General features: G+C 42.4%; 15 protein-coding genes. 12 read left to right on the forward strand and 3 right to left on the reverse strand.

Annotated elements, in window-relative coordinates:
• Positions 1 to 8: 8 nt before the first annotated feature.
• On the reverse strand, positions 9 to 3,248 hold the full coding sequence (locus tag INE92_RS11605; protein WP_149958947.1) for a SusC/RagA family TonB-linked outer membrane protein: 3,240 nt from the start codon (positions 3,246 to 3,248) through the stop codon (positions 9 to 11).
• Between the two features lie 239 nt (positions 3,249 to 3,487).
• Between INE92_RS11605 and INE92_RS11610 the strand changes: the two genes are divergently transcribed.
• The 6 genes from INE92_RS11610 to INE92_RS11635 all read left to right on the forward strand — a co-directional run bounded on the left by INE92_RS11610 (position 3,488) and on the right by INE92_RS11635 (position 9,218).
• The gene (locus INE92_RS11610) at positions 3,488 to 4,486 is read left to right on the forward strand and encodes a GNAT family N-acetyltransferase (protein ID WP_134985561.1); all 999 of its coding nucleotides are present in this window, start codon (positions 3,488 to 3,490) and stop codon (positions 4,484 to 4,486) included.
• 175 nt (positions 4,487 to 4,661) lie between these two features.
• A complete protein-coding gene (gene mce, locus INE92_RS11615) occupies positions 4,662 to 5,066 on the forward strand; it encodes a methylmalonyl-CoA epimerase (RefSeq protein ID WP_002561104.1) in 405 nt (134 codons plus the stop codon).
• Between the two features lie 28 nt (positions 5,067 to 5,094).
• A complete protein-coding gene (locus INE92_RS11620) occupies positions 5,095 to 6,648 on the forward strand; it encodes an acyl-CoA carboxylase subunit beta (protein ID WP_149958948.1) in 1,554 nt (517 codons plus the stop codon).
• A gap of 31 nt (positions 6,649 to 6,679) precedes the next feature.
• On the forward strand, positions 6,680 to 7,600 hold the full coding sequence (locus INE92_RS11625) for an OadG family transporter subunit (RefSeq protein WP_149958949.1): 921 nt from the start codon (positions 6,680 to 6,682) through the stop codon (positions 7,598 to 7,600).
• A 24-nt stretch (positions 7,601 to 7,624) separates the two neighbouring features.
• On the forward strand, positions 7,625 to 8,056 hold the full coding sequence (locus INE92_RS11630) for an acetyl-CoA carboxylase biotin carboxyl carrier protein (protein ID WP_004300895.1): 432 nt from the start codon (positions 7,625 to 7,627) through the stop codon (positions 8,054 to 8,056).
• A gap of 1 nt (position 8,057) precedes the next feature.
• Positions 8,058 to 9,218, forward strand: a complete 1,161-nt coding sequence (locus tag INE92_RS11635; protein ID WP_004300899.1) for a sodium ion-translocating decarboxylase subunit beta — start codon at positions 8,058 to 8,060, stop codon at positions 9,216 to 9,218.
• A 184-nt stretch (positions 9,219 to 9,402) separates the two neighbouring features.
• Here INE92_RS11635 and INE92_RS11640 read toward each other — a convergent pair whose 3' ends face one another.
• On the reverse strand, positions 9,403 to 10,407 hold the full coding sequence (locus INE92_RS11640; RefSeq protein ID WP_008648889.1) for a class II fructose-bisphosphate aldolase: 1,005 nt from the start codon (positions 10,405 to 10,407) through the stop codon (positions 9,403 to 9,405).
• 434 nt (positions 10,408 to 10,841) lie between these two features.
• On the opposite strand from INE92_RS11640, the gene INE92_RS11645 reads away from it, so the two are divergent.
• Complete coding sequence (locus INE92_RS11645; protein WP_004300906.1) at positions 10,842 to 11,096, forward strand: type B 50S ribosomal protein L31; 255 nt, start codon at positions 10,842 to 10,844, stop codon at positions 11,094 to 11,096.
• An 80-nt stretch (positions 11,097 to 11,176) separates the two neighbouring features.
• On the opposite strand, the gene INE92_RS11650 is transcribed toward INE92_RS11645, so the two are convergent.
• Positions 11,177 to 12,391, reverse strand: coding sequence for an ATP-binding protein (locus tag INE92_RS11650; protein ID WP_212702037.1), 1,215 nt, complete (start codon positions 12,389 to 12,391; stop codon positions 11,177 to 11,179).
• 193 nt (positions 12,392 to 12,584) lie between these two features.
• Here INE92_RS11650 and INE92_RS11655 point away from each other — a divergent pair, with 193 nt between their 5' ends.
• The 5 genes from INE92_RS11655 (at position 12,585) to INE92_RS11675 (ending at position 18,302) form a co-directional block, all read left to right on the forward strand.
• Complete coding sequence (locus INE92_RS11655; RefSeq protein WP_004304410.1) at positions 12,585 to 12,992, forward strand: hypothetical protein; 408 nt, start codon at positions 12,585 to 12,587, stop codon at positions 12,990 to 12,992.
• A 734-nt stretch (positions 12,993 to 13,726) separates the two neighbouring features.
• Positions 13,727 to 14,158: a hypothetical protein gene (locus INE92_RS11660; RefSeq protein ID WP_049703492.1), complete on the forward strand. Its 432-nt coding sequence runs from the start codon at positions 13,727 to 13,729 to the stop codon at positions 14,156 to 14,158.
• 307 nt (positions 14,159 to 14,465) lie between these two features.
• Positions 14,466 to 14,831 carry an SH3 beta-barrel fold-containing protein gene (locus tag INE92_RS11665; protein ID WP_004311392.1) on the forward strand — a complete coding sequence of 122 codons (366 nt, stop codon included), beginning with the start codon at positions 14,466 to 14,468 and terminating at the stop codon, positions 14,829 to 14,831.
• Positions 14,832 to 15,169: 338 nt separating this feature from the next.
• Complete coding sequence (locus INE92_RS11670; RefSeq protein ID WP_149959061.1) at positions 15,170 to 16,474, forward strand: Lin1244/Lin1753 domain-containing protein; 1,305 nt, start codon at positions 15,170 to 15,172, stop codon at positions 16,472 to 16,474.
• 28 nt (positions 16,475 to 16,502) lie between these two features.
• Positions 16,503 to 18,302 carry a toprim domain-containing protein gene (locus tag INE92_RS11675; protein ID WP_008644865.1) on the forward strand — a complete coding sequence of 600 codons (1,800 nt, stop codon included), beginning with the start codon at positions 16,503 to 16,505 and terminating at the stop codon, positions 18,300 to 18,302.
• Positions 18,303 to 18,305: the final 3 nt, after the last annotated feature.

Raw genomic sequence — 18,305 nt, forward strand, 5'->3', positions numbered from 1 at the left:
GTGAAAAACTAGAATGTAACATTTACACCAAATACAAATTGTTTGGTCAATGGGTACTTCAGAGAACCATTCATTTCCGGATCATAGTCTTTCAGCAAATGGCTTTTCGCAAATACAAACGGATTTGTAATGGTAGCATAGAAACGACACTTCTCTATACCGGCTGATTTTAAGATAGATTTCGGCAGACTATATCCCAATGTAATGTTCTTAATCTTTATAAACGAACCGTCTACATAGCGTAATGCGTAATATCCCGTATATTGTTCGAGACCTTTATTAGCATTGGCGGCAGGAAAATCATTTGAAGGGTTGTTTTCAGTCCAATAATTAAAATAGGTCGGGAAGTTACGTATACCCTTCGGGTCATAAGACGTCAACATATCATAAGCAAACATCTGTCCGTAACGTGCATAAACAAACACACTTAAATCAAAATCCTTCCAGGTAAAATTATTCTGGAATCCTAAAGACCAATCCGGAGAGTTGTGACCCAGAATTTGATAATCTGCATCACTTGGAGTATATTTATTATCAGAAGTGTAATAAATAACATTACCATTTTCATCCACAGCAGCACTACCCGTTTCTTCATCTATTTTATAGAATCTACCATCAGATTCTTTTACTAAATTAGGTATATTGATTTTCAAATCACCAGGTGCAGCACCAAATACCGCCGCATCAGTTTCCTCACCTTTTTGCCATACACCATCCAACTTATAATGATAATAAGAGTTAATAGCTTCTCCCAATGCCAATGCATAACCGGTGTCACCATTATTAAGCACATCTGAATCTCCACCGGACAATTTGGTTATTTTCTCTTTATTATGATTGAAAGTTACACTTGAACTCCAGGTAAAGTTCTTTGTTATAATATTACGTGTATTAAGAGCCAACTCAAAACCTTTATTGCTAGTCTCACACATATTTAAATTAGTAGTATAATTCGCTTTAGGTCCGCCATCCGGGGAGAATGCTCCATTAATAACAGGAAGTGCCTTGTTCCATATAACATCTTTTGTTTTTGTATTATAATATTCCATACTGACATCAATGCGATTATTTAAGAATGCAGCGTCAATACCAATATTCGTGTTATACGACTTTTCCCATGTAAGCAAATAGTTCGGAATATTCTGTGAGAATTTATAAATCGGTGTCAGAACACCTCCTAATATCATATTTACAGCAGTAGCATCCAATGATGCAGCAGACGAATACGGATCAATCCCCGCTGTACTACCCGTAACACCATATCCGAAGCGAATTTTCAGATTACTCAACCAGTTAGTCGTACTCTCCATAAATTTTTCATCAGAAATTCTCCATCCCAAAGAAAAAGCCGGGAAAGTATCCCATTTATTACCTTCTGCCAGTCTGGAAGAGCCGTCATGGCGGACAGATGCAGCAAATAAATACCTACCCATATATGAATAGTTCAAACGGCCGACATATCCCATCCCCTTAGACATACTATAAGAAGTACTTCCCGAAGTTGCAGAATTACCATCAAGAATATTATGCCATAAGAATTTATTATCAGAAACACCTTTTTGATACAAAGTAGTGACATCACTACGATTGTGGTTCCAAGATGTAACTGCAGTAAGAGTTATATCATGCACTTTCTTAATCTGGAAATTGTAAGTAAGTATATTTTCCCACTTATAATTATACGAACGGTTGTCCTTAACTTGTGCCTTAATGCCGTCTGCCGTTTGATTTGCCTTATACCATTGAACAGACCCCTCTCCTGTGAAAGTGTTACTACGTGAATATCCCAAATTAGCACCAGCACGAGTAATAAAAGTCAGCCCTTTAAGAGGAGTGATTTCCAAGTAAGGATTAAAATAGACCTTAAGGTTTTGAGCCTGATTGCGGTACAAACTTTTATCCTCATTTAAAAGATAATTATATACTGTAGATGAAGGATCGGCAACAGGTTGCGGATTGATGCTTCCATCTTCATTATACAACGATCCAAGAGGATTTGACGCCATCAAAGTCTGCAAATCAGAATCAGCTTTATTTTGATGTACATAAGACAGTTGAGCATCAATGCCCACCTTCATCCACTTTTTAATCTTATGATCTACCCGGATTTTAGATGAATAAAGTTTATAGCTATCTTGTGCAAACTGTCCATCCTCATTAGAGAAGTTCAGAGAAAAATATGCCTTTGTCTTTTCCGTTCCACCAGCCACAGAAACAGAATAATTCTGTGTTACACTGGTTTTCAACAAAGCATCCACCCAATCTATATATTGGCCATTTTGATGTGCATTCCATTCAGCATCAGTAGTAAACAGATTTTTATCATCAGCAACCGAGCTCCAACGTCCATCGCCAGCACCAACAGATGCATCTCTCAAGGTTTGTATATAACTTTCTCCACTACGCATCTCCGGAGTCCTTGACCAGCCGTTTACACCTACGTATGCATTAAAATTAACAATTGCTTTGCCTTCCTTACCACCTTTAGTAGTAATTAAAATAACACCGTTCGCACCACTTGAACCATAAATAGCTGTCGAAGAAGCATCTTTTAAAACTTCAATGCTTTCAATATCATTCGGATTCAATGTAGAATAATCCCCCGGCATACCATCAATTATAAATAAAGGATTTCCGGAATCCTTCTGGAATGACCGGTTACCACGCAACTGCATCTTTACTCCCGAACCGGCCTGTCCCGATTCACGCGTAATATCCAATCCTGCCACCTTACCTTGTAAAGCCTGCATCGGATTTGAACTTGGATTCATCACTACATCTTCACTTTTTACAGAAGTGATAGCCCCTGTCAAATCGCGTTTTTTCATCGTACCGTAACCCACAACAACCACTTCATCCAATGCCTGCGTATCCGAAACCATTTTCACATTGACCGGTCCGTTGCCTGTCACAGTCACCGTTTGTTCTTTGTAACCGATATAAGAAATGACCAGTTCTTTTCTTCCCGCCGGAAGATCGATAAAGAAGTTACCGTTAAAATCGGTAATCGTACCTGTACTTGTTCCTTTCACAACGATAGAAACTCCAATCAGCGGCTCCCCGCTTTCATCGATGATAGTTCCTTTCACAGTTTTCGTTTGTGTGACAACTTGCACCATAGTATTAGAAACTCCATCTTCTGCATAAACAGCGTATGACAGAGGGGCAGCTAATAAAGACAACCCTAAAATCATGGAAGCGCGTCTATGATAATTCTTCCATGCTTCAACAAATGCATTACATCTCATTCGTTCTAATTTAAAGTTAATATTAATTCTCGTTGTTTTGCAAAAACTATTCGATTATAATCTTAATTTAAGACGAACCTAATTTTAATACGTACTCACTTTTCATACCATATTTCTCCTATAAAATACATTTTTTCCATTAAATATGCAAAGATATATTGTACTTTACTTCAGGCAGTTCCAACAAAATCTTTGTTTTGTTGTTGAATAAAGAATAAAAAGTGTAAATTTGTACCTAGATGCCACTTAAACTAACCACATATTATCATGGGAAGGACATTCCTGAATTGCCGGGAAAAAACGCCTTCCATTCCAAAGAGTTATTTCAGATTTATGAAGCGACTCCGGGGTATACTCCTTTATTAATAGTAGCAACAGAAGACGGCAGACCTGTGGCACGCCTGCTTGCTGCCATCCGCAAAGCGAAAAAGTGGCTTCCCTCCTCTTTAGTGAAACATTGCGTAGTATATAGCGAAGGTGAATTTCTGGATGAGTCGCTTTCGACCAACAAAGAAAAGGCAGAAGAAATCTTTGGCGATATGCTCGAACATCTCACACAAGAAGCATCGCGCAGCTGTGTCCTGATCGAATTCCGGAACCTAAACAATTCAATGTTCGGCTATCGGGTTTTCCGTGCCAATGATTATTTCCCTGTCAATTGGCTGCGGGTACGCAATTCGCTGCACAGTATGAAAAAGACGGAAGACCGGTTCAGCCCGTCACGCATCCGTCAGATAAAAAAAGGACTCAAGAATGGAGCCAAAGTAGAGGAGGCACATACCGTGGAAGAAATACACGATTTCTCACGGATGCTGCACAAGGTTTATTCCTCCCGCATACGCAGATATTTCCCTGCCAACGACTTTTTCCGTCACATGAACGATATGTTAATCAAAGGACAACAGGCAAAAATATTCGTAGTAAAATACAAAGAGAAAATCATTGGCGGTTCCGTCTGTATCTACTCGGGAGATGACGCGTACCTTTGGTTTTCCGGAGGAATGAGAAAGACATACGCACTTCAGTATCCGGGAGTGTTGGCCGTCTGGAAGGCATTGGAAGACGCCCGCCAACGGGGATTCCGTCACATGGAATTTATGGATGTAGGACTTCCGTTCCGCAAACACGGTTATCGTGATTTCGTTCTCCGATTCGGAGGAAAGCAAAGCAGTACCCGCCGCTGGTTCCGTGTCAATTGGAATTGGCTGAACAAACTCTTAGTCAAATTTTATGTCTAAATGTAATCTCAAGATTGCAAAACGACTCTTCATGCTCCTTCCCTACCATTTTTTCTGTTTAATAATCCAATAATTAAATGCAGAAATATTTCTTTATTAGGTAAGAAATGTCTTTCTTTGTGCTGTTTTATGCCATATAAGCACATGATTAAAACCAAATAAAAAAAGTATAGTTATGAAGATTTCACACATTGAACATCTGGGCATTGCTGTAAAAAGCATCGAAGAAGCCCTTCCTTACTACGAAAATGTATTAGGTCTGAAGTGTTACAACATTGAAACAGTGGAAGATCAGAAAGTAAGAACTGCTTTTTTAAAAGTAGGCGAAACCAAAATTGAACTGTTGGAGCCGACTTGCCCGGAGAGTACTATTGCCAAATTCATTGAAAACAAAGGTGCAGGTGTTCACCATGTAGCCTTTGCTGTAGAAGATGGCGTAGCCAATGCTTTGGCAGAAGCAGAAAGCAAAGAAATCCGCCTTATCGACAAAGCTCCCCGCAAGGGTGCCGAAGGTTTGAATATTGCTTTCCTTCACCCGAAATCAACTTTGGGCGTGTTGACAGAACTCTGCGAACATTAATCATAAACTCTAAAACCAACAAGAACTCATGAGTAATCAACTTGAAAAAATTAAAGAGCTTATTGAACGCCGTGCCGTAGCACGTATCGGAGGCGGTGAAAAAGCAATTGCGAAGCAACATGAAAAAGGGAAATACACAGCACGCGAGCGTCTGGCTATGCTGCTTGACGAGGGTAGCTTCGAAGAAATGGACATGTTCGTTGAGCACAGATGCACGAACTTCGGAATGGAGAAAAAACATTATCCGGGAGACGGTGTAGTAACCGGCTGCGGTACAATCGAAGGACGTCTGGTATATGTGTTCGCACAGGACTTCACTGTTTCTGCCGGTTCACTGTCAGAAACAATGTCATTGAAGATTTGTAAAATTATGGATCAGGCCATGAAGATGGGTGCTCCTTGTATCGGTATCAACGACTCGGGTGGTGCACGTATCCAAGAAGGTATCAACGCTTTGGCAGGTTATGCAGAAATCTTCCAACGCAACATCCTTGCTTCAGGTGTTATTCCGCAGATTTCCGGTATCTTCGGTCCTTGTGCCGGTGGTGCTGTTTATTCTCCGGCTCTGACCGACTTTACACTGATGATGGAAGGCACTTCTTATATGTTCCTCACCGGACCGAAAGTGGTGAAGACCGTTACAGGTGAAGACGTTAGCCAGGAAAACCTCGGTGGCGCAAGCGTTCACTCCACTAAATCGGGTGTAACTCATTTCACCGCCCAAACAGAAGAAGAAGGTTTCGAACTGATTCGCAAACTGTTGAGCTATATTCCTCAAAACAACCTTGAAGAAGCTCCTTATGTAGATTGCACAGACCCAATCGACCGTCTGGAAGATTCTTTGAACGATATTATCCCCGACAGCCCTACTAAACCGTATGACATGTACGAAGTGATCGGCGCTATTGTGGACAACGGTGAATACCTTGAAATCCAGAAAGATTATGCAAAGAATATCATCATCGGTTTCGCCCGCTTCAACGGACAATCGGTAGGTATCGTTGCTAATCAGCCTAAGTATCTGGCTGGTGTGCTCGATAGTAACGCATCTCGTAAGGGTGCACGTTTCGTTCGTTTCTGCGATGCATTCAATATTCCTATCGTATCGTTGGTAGACGTACCGGGATTCCTTCCGGGAACAGGTCAGGAATACAATGGCGTTATCCTTCATGGTGCTAAACTGTTGTATGCTTACGGTGAAGCTACTGTGCCTAAGGTTACTATTACATTACGTAAATCTTACGGTGGTTCTCACATCGTGATGAGCTGTAAGCAACTTCGCGGTGACATGAACTACGCATGGCCTACTGCCGAAATCGCAGTAATGGGTGGTGCAGGAGCAGTAGAAGTATTGTACGCACGCGAAGCCAAAGATCAGGAAAACCCTGCTCAATTCCTTGCAGAGAAAGAAGCAGAATACACGAAACTGTTCGCCAATCCTTACAATGCAGCTAAATATGGCTACATCGACGATGTGATTGAACCGCGCAACACACGTTTCCGTGTTATCCGTGCTTTGCAGCAGTTGCAGACTAAGAAATTGAGCAATCCGGCTAAGAAGCATGGTAATATTCCGTTGTAATCCTACTTTTCACATTAAAACAAGAACGATTATGAACAAAACCAAAATCGGAATATTCCTTTCTTTGCTGTTGCTGATTGGTCTGACTTCTTGTGGAGAGCAAAAGTCGAACAATAAGCTGGTGCTAAACGAAATCCTGATAGACAATCAGAGTAATTTTCAGGACGATTACGGATTGCACAGCGCATGGATTGAAATATTCAATAAATCATTCGGTAGCGCCGACCTGGCAGCTTGCTTGCTGAAAGTAAGCAGCCAACCGGGCGATACAGTTACTTATTTTATCCCGAAAGGTGATATACTTACCTTAGTGAAACCACGCCAACATGCACTATTCTGGGCAGATGGCGAACCTAACCGTGGTACTTTCCATACCAGCTTCAAGCTGAATCCGGAAACAGCTAATTGGGTTGGTCTGTTCGACTCCGGCAAAAAGTTGCTCGACCAGATTGTAGTGCCCGCAGGCACTCTCGGTCCCAACCAATCATACGCTCGTGTAAGCGACGGGGCAGCTGAATGGGAAGTAAAAAGTGGAAGCGGTGACAAATACGTGACTCCGAGCACCAACAACAAGACTCTTGACAGCAATTCCAAGATGGAAAAATTTGAAGAACACGATGCTAATGGCGTTGGAATGTCCATTTCTGCCATGAGCGTAGTATTCTGCGGATTGATTCTTCTCTTTATTGCTTTTAAGATTGTAGGAAAAGTAGCTGTTAATTTGAGCAAGCGCAACGCTATGAAATCTAAAGGCATTGACAAGCATGAAGCTAAGGAACTGTCACAGGCTCCGGGCGAAGTATACGCTGCTATTTCTATGGCATTACACGAAATGCAGGATGAGGTGCACGACGTAGAAGAAACGGTGCTGACCATCACCCGCGTAAAACGCAGCTACTCACCATGGAGTTCGAAGATTTACACTTTGCGTGAAACTCCTCCCAGAAAGTAAGTCACCTTTTAAAAAGTAAAAACGATGAAAGAATATAAATATAAAATCAACGGTAACTCATATAAAGTAACCATCGGAGATATTGAAGACAACATCGCTCATGTAGAAGTGAACGGTACACACTATAAAGTAGAAATGGAGAAACAGCCGAAGCCTGTTGCGAAACCCGTGACAGTACGCCCGATGCCTAATGCTCCTGCTGCTCCTACTCAAGTAGTGAAACCGACCGCTCCGTCTACCGGAAAATCAGGAGTAAAATCTCCGCTGCCGGGTGTGATCCTCGACATCAAAGTGAATGTAGGCGATACTGTAAAGAAAGGACAGACCATTATCATATTGGAAGCCATGAAGATGGAAAACAATATCAATGCGGATAAGGACGGTAAGATTACTGCCATCAACGTCAACAAGGGAGACTCTGTTCTTGAAGGTAATGACCTCGTAATTATTGAATAATATGGGAGACTTTATAAACTTTTTAGGAAATAACCTGGCCGACTTCTGGACATACACAGGCTTTGCCAATGCTACGGTAGGGCATGTAGTCATGATTCTCGTTGGCTTGGTATTCATCTATTTGGCAATAGCCAAAGAGTTCGAACCGATGCTGCTGATTCCTATCGGTTTCGGTATATTGATCGGTAACATACCTTTTAATATGGATGCCGGGCTGAAAGTCGGTATTTATGAAGAAGGTTCTGTATTGAATATATTGTATCAGGGAGTGACCTCCGGCTGGTATCCGCCGCTCATCTTTTTGGGCATCGGCGCCATGACGGACTTCTCGGCACTTATCTCTAATCCAAAATTGATGCTGATCGGTGCAGCTGCACAATTCGGTATCTTCGGTGCTTATATGATCGCGTTAGAAATGGGCTTCGACCCGATGCAAGCCGGTGCTATCGGTATCATTGGTGGAGCAGACGGCCCGACGGCCATCTTCCTTTCTTCCAAGCTAGCACCTAACCTGATGGGAGCCATTGCGGTGTCCGCCTACTCCTATATGGCGTTGGTTCCGGTGATACAGCCGCCTATCATGCGTCTGCTCACCACCAAGAACGAACGTGTCATCCGCATGAAACCGCCACGTGCCGTTTCTCACACGGAGAAGGTGATTTTCCCGATCATCGGTTTGTTGCTGACTTGTTTCCTGGTTCCTTCCGGTCTGCCTTTGCTGGGTATGCTGTTCTTCGGTAACCTGTTGAAAGAAAGTGGTGTAACCCGCCGTTTGGCTAATACAGCCAGTGGTCCGTTGATTGATACAATCACTATCCTGTTGGGTCTGACAGTAGGTGCTTCTACACAAGCATCCGAATTCCTGACGCTTGACTCTATCAAGATCTTTGCCCTCGGTGCATTGTCATTTGTTATTGCAACTGCCTCCGGTGTCATCTTCGTTAAGATCTTCAATATCTTCCTGAAGAAGGGTAATAAGATCAATCCGTTGATCGGTAATGCAGGTGTTTCTGCTGTTCCCGACTCTGCACGTATCTCGCAAGTGATTGGTTTGGAATATGATTCGACCAACTATTTGCTGATGCACGCTATGGGTCCGAACGTTGCCGGAGTGATCGGTTCAGCTGTTGCTGCCGGTATCCTGCTTGGATTCTTGATGTAAGAAACATTATATAATAGATAAGAACACCCGTGTTACATTCAGTTGTGACACGGGTGTTCTTTATTACAGCCATAGTGTTATCTTCTCTCCGTTCTGAAACAATTAAACGTCATAAAAAAGGCTGCCACCGGTGTTCAAACCGGAGCAGCCTCTTTCTTTTATTTATGGAATAATCCGGAGATTATTACTGTGCCAATTTGTTGTCAGAACCGAGCACGTTGATGATTTTGTGCTTGTACAGTTTTTCCATGTTGTCACGAGCCGGGCCAAGATACTTACGTGGGTCGAATTCAGCTGGTTTTTCAGCGAAAGTCTTACGGATAGCAGCAGTCATAGCCAGACGTGAGTCAGAGTCGATGTTGATTTTGCAAACAGCAGACTTAGCAGCCTTACGCAACCATTCTTCGGGAATACCGATAGCAGCTTTCAATGCACCACCGTATTGGTTGATAGTTGCCACTTCTTCCTGTGGAACTGAAGATGAACCGTGAAGAACGATAGGGAATCCCGGAAGTTTTTCCATTACAGCGTCCAATACTTCGAATGCCAATGGAGGAGGAACCATTACGCCTGTAACCGGGTCGATGTGGCATTGTTCCGGAGTAAACTTGTAAGCACCGTGAGAAGTACCGATTGAGATAGCCAAAGAGTCGCAACCAGTGCGAGTAGCGAAGTCGATTACTTCTTCTGGGTCAGTATATGTGTGGTGGTCAGCAGAAACTTCATCTTCTACACCAGCCAATACGCCAAGTTCACCTTCTACAGTTACGTCGAACTGGTGAGCGTATTCAACAACTTTCTTAGTCAATGCTACGTTTTCTTCGTAAGGAAGGTGAGAACCATCGATCATTACTGAAGAGAAACCTGAATCGATACAAGATTTGCAAGTTTCGAATGTATCTCCGTGGTCAAGGTGAAGAACGATTTCCGGATGTGCGCAGCCTAATTCTTTAGCATATTCTACAGCACCCTGTGCCATGTAACGCAACAAAGTAGCGTTAGCATACTGACGAGCACCTTTAGAAACCTGAAGAATCACAGGAGATTTAGTTTCAACAGCAGCCTTGATGATAGCCTGCATTTGTTCCATATTGTTGAAGTTGAATGCTGGGATAGCATATCCACCTTTGATAGCCTTAGCAAACATTTCTCTTGTGTTTACCAATCCTAAATCTTTGTAATTTACCATTTTGTTTAAAGTTTATTGTTAGTGAATAAAAATTCTACGCAAAAGTAAGCATTATCCATCGAATAACGAACATCGGAAAGAAAAATATAGTAGAAAAAGGTTTAAATCAGACTGCAAAATTTAGCAGGAATACGAGTGTGACATTAGATTGTAATGTCCACCTTGCAAACTTTGGGATTTATGATTTCTGAATTCTGATTTATGCCTTCGGATTTATATCTCCTTATTTATACCTTATTTATACCTCATTTTTCAATTCATTTAATCACCAAAATCTGCATAGCAAATCAGAAATCATAAATTAGAAATCAGAAATTTTAGAAAACCTTTTTCTATTTCACAGAAAAGCATTATCTTTGCGCTCTGAAAATGACCATTACACTATTTCTTACCAAAATAGTAACAGAATATAAATTAAAAAAACAGATACTGAAATGAAAAAAGGCCTTCATCCAGAATCATACCGTCCGGTAGTATTTAAAGATATGTCAAATGGTGACATGTTTTTGTCTAGATCAACTGTAGCAACTAAAGAAACCATCGAATTCGAAGGTGAAACTTATCCGTTGCTGAAGATTGAAATCTCAAACACTTCTCACCCGTTCTATACAGGTAAATCTACATTGGTAGATACTGCAGGTCGTGTTGATAAGTTCATGAGCCGTTACGGTGACCGTAAGAAGAAATAATTCGATCTTTCGTGAAAGATGAAAAAAGAGGAGATTCTCGCAGAGAATTTCCTCTTTTTCGTTTTCTATATTCCTTAACGTCAAGCATCATCCAACAAGAAATCGGCTATATGACGATGCCTGACACCCTCCACATTATCCTGCCACAAGCTGTCCATGCTAACTACATATTTAGGATAATGGTCGTTAATGGCGAGCAAAGGAGCAAACTCCCTCTCAACAGTGGCCTGTGAAGCTAACTGATACGTTACTTGCACATAAATCTTTTCTTCCCGACGGATGGCTACAAAATCCACTTCTTTATCATCCTGTTTGCCTACATACACTTCATAACCCCTTCTTTTCAACTCCAGACAGACCAGATTCTCCAACATACCTGCAATCAACCGGTCACGATAGCCCATCACGGAATAAATCAAAGAAAGGTCACTTACAAAATACTTTTCATTCGTCTGCAGAATTTCCTTTCCTTTAATATCATACCGGGGAATACGTTGAATGATAAAAGCACTTTCCAATGCATTCAGATAATTATAGATGGTATTCATATCCACCTTCCGTTGCTGACTTTTGAAGTAATCAGCTATATTTTTAGCGTTCAGCTTATTGCCTATATTATCGAAAACAAACTTCACTACCCGTTCGAGCAGTTCCACATTCCGGATATTGTGACGCTGCACCGTGTCACGAAGAATGACAGAAGAATAGATGTCGTAGACAATTTTATAGATAGCCTCATATCCATAATCGGCAGTATGTATGGCTGGGAATCCTCCCATACGGAGATATTTCTGAAATTCCTCCTTCCGGTTGAGCGTCAGATCATTGGCCTGCAAGTCATGGAAAGTCAGATATTCTCTAAAAGACAAGGTCATGACATGAAAAGCGACATACCGTCCCGTTAAATAAGTTGCCAGTTCGGACGATAACATACGTGAGTTGGAGCCGGTCACATAAATATCCGTATCCAAATCTACCAGAAGTGAGTTGACCACTTTTTCCCAACCGTCCACTTCCTGAATTTCATCCAAGAGAATATAATATTTACCCGCATCGCCTGCCTGCCCCCGAATATAAGCATACAAAGCCTTCGCCTCTTTCAGATCTATCCACTGAAAACTTTCAAAATTCAGATAGATGATACGTTCTTCACGAACTCCTCTCCTCAACAGTTCGTCACGAATCAGACGCAGCACTACCGATTTTCCACTGCGACGAATACCCGTTATCACTTTTACAAACGGCTTATCTATAAAAGGAACGATTTGTTCCATATACTGTTCACGATTAATCATATTCAAAAGTTTTTAGGGTTATAAGCACAAAGATATACTATTTTCGGAAAGTTTTTAGGGTTATAACCCTAAATAATTCCATAAATTCAGATTCTTTTAGGGTTATAAGCCGAAAAATAAATAAAAGAAATATGACTAAATCCGATTTATTACCAAATAAAGAAAGTACCTTTACCCGACTAATTAATAAAAAATGGAAATAACCGATTTAAAACAAATGACAAAGGAAGAAGTTTTTAATTTCATCAGACAACGCCTTTCTTTCAGTAAAGAACTGCAAGAACAATTCAGACATGTGAATAAAGACGATCTCGCCAAAGAACATCGCAGATTCGAAATGTCCGGAAATGAATCAAAGACAGGCCAATGCACGATTTTCAACACAGCGATTCTGAACGAGTTTGCCGATCTTGGCATCTATGATTATACTTCTTATCTTTTTCTCGACTTCCACAATGGCACTCCAACCGTTTATCTCAAATACTTCTCCGAAAATGAAAATTTGGAATATACATTTACCGGATATACCACAACGGAAATCATCTTTGCAATTCTTGAACTGACTATCTTCTCCGGAAAGCCCAAAAGAAATCGCAGCTAAAAAAAGAATTGCACGGAAAGACAATGCGAGGTCAAAAGACTTTTATGGCTTTCATTTAGGCACGGATTACACGGATTTCACGGTTCCATTAGACTAAAAGCCGCGAAATCCGTGTAATCCGTACCTAAATAATATCAATCTAATAGATGGTTTCACTTTTGGCTCCCTCCTTTTTATCATCACATTATATTTGCCACCCGTATAGCATATTTACCATCTTTATACCATACTCTCTATTCTCATACCATATTTCCTGCATTTATTTCCTCTTTTCCATCCTATTCCGAAAAAAACATATATCTTTGTCACACGCTTTCTGCCCATCAGCGTGATGAAACAGGCAAAAGCGGTTTTTATTCCTTAATGGAGTAAATAACGTATTGTCTATCAAACTTAAAAATTAGCAGTTTTTTCACACCGAGAGATGATACAACAGATACTCCACGTAGATAGTCGTATATCAACATATCGATTAGAGATTTGTTATATATAAACGTTTGGCGTGGGTGTCTGTTGTTTATCATTATCTGGTGAAGGGTATTGCTAAGCCTTAAGTTTAGATAATGGTACAACAGCACTCACGCTTTTATTGTATCCGGTCGGTTTCAACAATCCTTATACCCCAACCAATTCCCCACCCGACCGAAATCATAAAAACCGTGGGTGTTCGTTGCACCTCTCCGGACAATACGTTATTTACTCCTTTTTTTATAACACATTAAAACAAAAGCAATATGCCAAAATGGATTAGTGTAGAAAAAGCAGTGATTAAGTATCACATCGAAAAAGAAGCGATCCTGCTTTGGGTGGAAATGGGACAATTCCCTATGTTATACATAGACAATGTTCCGAACGTTGACGAAGAATGTATTCTGGAACTCTTTCGCCGAAGTAAAGCCGGCATTACAGCAGAATATATTGATACGCTGGAACAACTGTGTATAGACAAAACAATGGTCTGCGAAAAATACGCCCACATTATTCAATTGAAAGAAGAGGAAATTCAGCTGCAGAAGGAAATAAATACGTTGATAAACGAAATACAGGCAGCAATGAAGAGACAAAATGAACGGATCCGGGATTTGAAAAAAGCGATTGGAGAGAATAATAATGTTATACGTAGCGACAGTTGGATAAAAAGGCTGCGCAAAAGGTTTCAATGGTGAATAATTATCAGTGTACCAATTACCATGTGGGACATTATTGCACGGTTTTCACCACAGAGGATAAGGAGGGCCGTCCTTTGCCCTTTGCAGCCTATTCCCATTCCCTCCACAGCTTTCTTTAAACTCCTCCATAAGCTCTTTAAAGCCTATATTCAGACAATGAAAAATACAAAATATTTTATTCCATTTATTTAACTAATCATCCATTATATAAGTAATTTTATCCTTTGTAAAGTCAAGTAAATTCACTACATTTACACCACTAACAAGAACTGAAATGTGAGCATTTCAGCACAAAGAAATCTGTATGAAAAAAACGATGAAGAATGACAGTTGCCTGACGGTTTCCCGTCGGGCAGCTATTATCCGCCAAGATGCGGAAGAGAATTACGGTACACTGTTGACACTGGGAGAATCTATGCGCCGTGCATACCAAGTAGAAGAACTGATAGACCGGATGAGATGGGACAACGCCGATTTCTGCCTGCAACGAACAGACGGAACCTGCCTTTCCATTACAGGGACACTGACAGAATATGAACACTATTTCGGCCGCCCCTACTACGAAAACCCCTCCAACAGGTTTCTCCCATACTATGACGTGCATTGTAGAAAATGGCTTACGTGTCGAGTAGCAGGGATTGTATTCGGCTCTTCTGTGAAAAAAAATTAATTTCATGGATTAAATAAGGAAAGTTGTAGGACATATACGAAATAAAGTAGTTACTTTGCAACCGCAAGTAAGAGAAAAAATCATGTCAATGCTGCTTCCTTGTTTTTTGACAGAAGCAGTTATCTGTTTTTCCAGCATTGCTTTTTCAGAACTTCGGAATTAAATCTCCCCTGCTCCGAAAATTCCCTATATTACAGATTACATACACGAAGAGAATACTCCGATTCCATCATGAAGAATGAGTACGATATTTGCTGCTTTCCAAAGAAGTGGCCGGATTCTTCGTATCTGTATTTTCAGAAAAATAGAATTTAAAACAGAAACTAATATATTTTATTATGACAACATCTAATTCAGCAAATACCAAACAATCGAACAACGCATCACAAAAGAGAAAACCGATTCATAACGGTTACTTCAATCATCCCACTTCTTCTTCCAGCAATATACCCATGAGTATTTTGATACGGGAACAAGGACTGGAAATATACGGACTATACTGGGTGATGCTCGAAGAAGCTCATGCACAGCTTAAATGCTGCGTCAATATCCAGACAATGGGAATCATCGCCAATATATTCCATGCCCAACCCGAACATCTCGAGCTCCTCTACCACCATTATTTCCGGCGTCCCGGCAAAGGATACAACTCGCATATACTCTATGCCGACTTTTGCGAAGAATCTGCCATCAGAAGTTATTTTCCGCACCCCCTACTGGCATACACCGACAACGAACTGCTGCGGATGATTATGCAAGACGGACTGAAAGCCTACGGACTATATTGGCTTGTGATGGAAAAGCTCTATCAACAGCCACAACATTTTCTGGCACCGCAAACTGCTTCCTTCATCCAGAACCTTTATGATGTGAGCGACGAACTGATGGAAAGTGTATTATACAATTACGGACTCTTTTATCTGGATGAGAAAATGAACCTCCATTCTAAAGCAATAGACGATTATAGGGAAGCACTTGACAACATGGAAGATGAAAAAAAGCGCAACACGAAACCGCACGTCAATAACTCTCTGAAAGCCAACGGAAATGCAGAGAATTTTAACACTCGGGAAATGAAAAATACGTCAAATATACAGAAAAATCCATCCCCCATTATAAATAAAGAAATAAACAAAAAAAATTCTTCTTCTGAAGAAAGCGGAAAAGAAAAAGAAGAAGAAAATGGTTTGAAGGTGACGGACTTGAACGCTGTGACACCCGATATGCGCCCCAACGCATGGGAAGAAAATCTACAGGAGGCAATGAACGACACATCCTGGTATGAAGTCGTAGCCATTCAGTCGGGCATCCCCCGGCTGATGATGGAAGAAAAAGAATGGTTCTTCAACTATTTACGGGAGCAAATCATCTTACGGGGGAATGAAAGCTCGATGAACAGCCTGCACGAAATAAAAAACTATTTCGCCAATCTCACCCGGCAGGGAAGCCATGTGTCATCCACAACGCAGGTGGCATTGAAGAAGTTTCTCAAAAACCGGCAAGAGCAACAGCAATGTTCGCCCTACGAAACCATCACCAACGGAATACGTACCTACGACGGGCATCCCATCCCCGCTTATGCCAAGCCGCGACCTTCGGCGGCACATATCTGGAATCCGGTGACGAACGAATGGACACGATAGCATATTATCTCTCAATCATTTACTAAATATGGATAGATTCAAAGAACTGGGTATTGATACCCACGGTCGCACAAGCGGCAAAATGAAAACAAAATGTCCCTGGTGTCATGCCCAACGGACGGATAAGCGTGATAAATCACTAAGTGTCAACCTCGATACCAAACTGTATTTGTGCCACTACTGCGGCGCACACGGTTCGGCAGCCATATATGCCGGAAAAGGCAGAAAGCTGGGTGATCCGTTGGTCAAATTTCCAACGGCAACAGGTAGCAACTCCAGTTGTCCGCCCTCTGAAAAGCCGCACGGCGACCCAGAGCAAGGGGCACTCACACAGAAGCAAATTGAATGGTGTCGTGACGTCCGCCACATTCCGCCGGAAGTATTGGTGGAAGCTGGCGTGGCTTTCGCCTCCATCTCGATGCCTATATCCGGAAAGGAGAAAGGCTGGGAAAAGAGGGACTGTCTCTGCTTCAACTTTTTCGAAAACGGGGAATTGGTGAACACGAAGTTCCGCGACTCACAAAAGCACTTCAAATTACTGCAAGGAGCGCGCACCATCCCTTACAACATCGACGCCATCCGCGACACGCCGGAGTGCATCCTCGTGGAAGGGGAATTTGATGCCCTCTCCTACATGGCTGTCGGCCGGACGGATGTCATTTCCGTGCCGAACGGTGCCAACAGTCAACTGGACTGGCTGGACGAATTGTCGGAATCTCATTTCGAGCAGAAACAAGTGATTTATCTGTCGGTGGACACCGACCGCAAGGGACGGGAACTGTGCCGGGAACTCTCCCGACGGCTGGGGGTAGACCGCTGCCGTATCGTCACCTACGGCGAAGCATACAAGGACGCCAACGAACTGCTCGTGGCGGAAGGCCCGGACGCACTACTGAAGGCACTGGAGGACGCGCCCATCCCCCGCCTGGAAGGTACGTTTACGGCAGAAGACTTACGGGAGGGGTTGCACCAACTGTTTGAAGAGGGGTATACTTCGGGCGTGGAATTGGGAATACCGAATCTGGACGAAATCATGAGGCTGGAAACGGGGCGGGTGCTCACCGTCACCGGTATTCCCGGACATGGCAAATCGGACTTTGTAGATGAGATAGTGCTCCGGCTCTGCACCCGCCAAGATTGGCGAGCGGGATATTTCAGTCCGGAGAACACGCCAATCGAGTATCATCATGCCAAACTGGCGGAGAAACTGCTGGGACACCGTTTCCGCAAAGATTTCTCTACGGAGGAGGAATTCGCCCGCGTAGTGGATTATCTTTCGCAACGCGTCTGGCACATTCTCCCGGACGGGGATTTCACACTGGGCAACGTCTTGTCGAAGGCACGCGAACTGGTACACCGTCACGGCATCCGTGTGTTTGTCATCGACCCGTACAATTACATCAACCATCAGATCCCGGCAGGCATGACGGAGACAGGGTATATCGGTTCATTCATGAATAGTCTGGCACGTTTTGCCCGGCTCAACTCCTGCCTCGTCATTCTGGTGGCGCATCCGAGAAAGATGAACAAGCAATACGGCACGCAGAAAACGGAAGTTCCCACCATGTATGACATCAACGGCTCGGCCAACTTTTTCAACATGACGGACTACGGAATTGTGGTAGACCGTCAGGATGAAATGGGGATCGTGTATATACACGTCGAGAAAACCCGTTTCCGTAATTTCGGAACAAAGGGAAACGCAGCGTTCTGCTACGATGTGACCAACGGAAGATATTCCCCTTGTACGCCGCCACCCGAACCGGGCATGCAGGTGCAACCGTGGAAGGGAGCCAAAGACTTATTCTCGTCAGAGGGATGGATTTAGGGA

The organism is Bacteroides xylanisolvens (assembly GCF_018289135.1).
Classification (GTDB): Bacteria; Bacteroidota; Bacteroidia; order Bacteroidales; family Bacteroidaceae; genus Bacteroides; species Bacteroides xylanisolvens.

Excerpts from the sequence above, each read along its gene's own strand:
- INE92_RS11605 (WP_149958947.1), bottom strand. The coding sequence starts at position 3,248 with ATGAGATGTAATGCATTTGTTGAAGCATGGAAGAATTATCATAGACGC.
- INE92_RS11610 (WP_134985561.1), top strand. The coding sequence starts at position 3,488 with ATGCCACTTAAACTAACCACATATTATCATGGGAAGGACATTCCTGAA.
- mce (WP_002561104.1), top strand. The coding sequence starts at position 4,662 with ATGAAGATTTCACACATTGAACATCTGGGCATTGCTGTAAAAAGCATC.
- INE92_RS11620 (WP_149958948.1), top strand. The coding sequence starts at position 5,095 with ATGAGTAATCAACTTGAAAAAATTAAAGAGCTTATTGAACGCCGTGCC.
- INE92_RS11625 (WP_149958949.1), top strand. The coding sequence starts at position 6,680 with ATGAACAAAACCAAAATCGGAATATTCCTTTCTTTGCTGTTGCTGATT.
- INE92_RS11630 (WP_004300895.1), top strand. The coding sequence starts at position 7,625 with ATGAAAGAATATAAATATAAAATCAACGGTAACTCATATAAAGTAACC.
- INE92_RS11635 (WP_004300899.1), top strand. The coding sequence starts at position 8,058 with ATGGGAGACTTTATAAACTTTTTAGGAAATAACCTGGCCGACTTCTGG.
- INE92_RS11640 (WP_008648889.1), bottom strand. The coding sequence starts at position 10,407 with ATGGTAAATTACAAAGATTTAGGATTGGTAAACACAAGAGAAATGTTT.
- INE92_RS11645 (WP_004300906.1), top strand. The coding sequence starts at position 10,842 with ATGAAAAAAGGCCTTCATCCAGAATCATACCGTCCGGTAGTATTTAAA.
- INE92_RS11650 (WP_212702037.1), bottom strand. The coding sequence starts at position 12,391 with ATGATTAATCGTGAACAGTATATGGAACAAATCGTTCCTTTTATAGAT.
- INE92_RS11655 (WP_004304410.1), top strand. The coding sequence starts at position 12,585 with ATGGAAATAACCGATTTAAAACAAATGACAAAGGAAGAAGTTTTTAAT.
- INE92_RS11660 (WP_049703492.1), top strand. The coding sequence starts at position 13,727 with ATGCCAAAATGGATTAGTGTAGAAAAAGCAGTGATTAAGTATCACATC.
- INE92_RS11665 (WP_004311392.1), top strand. The coding sequence starts at position 14,466 with ATGAAAAAAACGATGAAGAATGACAGTTGCCTGACGGTTTCCCGTCGG.
- INE92_RS11670 (WP_149959061.1), top strand. The coding sequence starts at position 15,170 with ATGACAACATCTAATTCAGCAAATACCAAACAATCGAACAACGCATCA.
- INE92_RS11675 (WP_008644865.1), top strand. The coding sequence starts at position 16,503 with ATGGATAGATTCAAAGAACTGGGTATTGATACCCACGGTCGCACAAGC.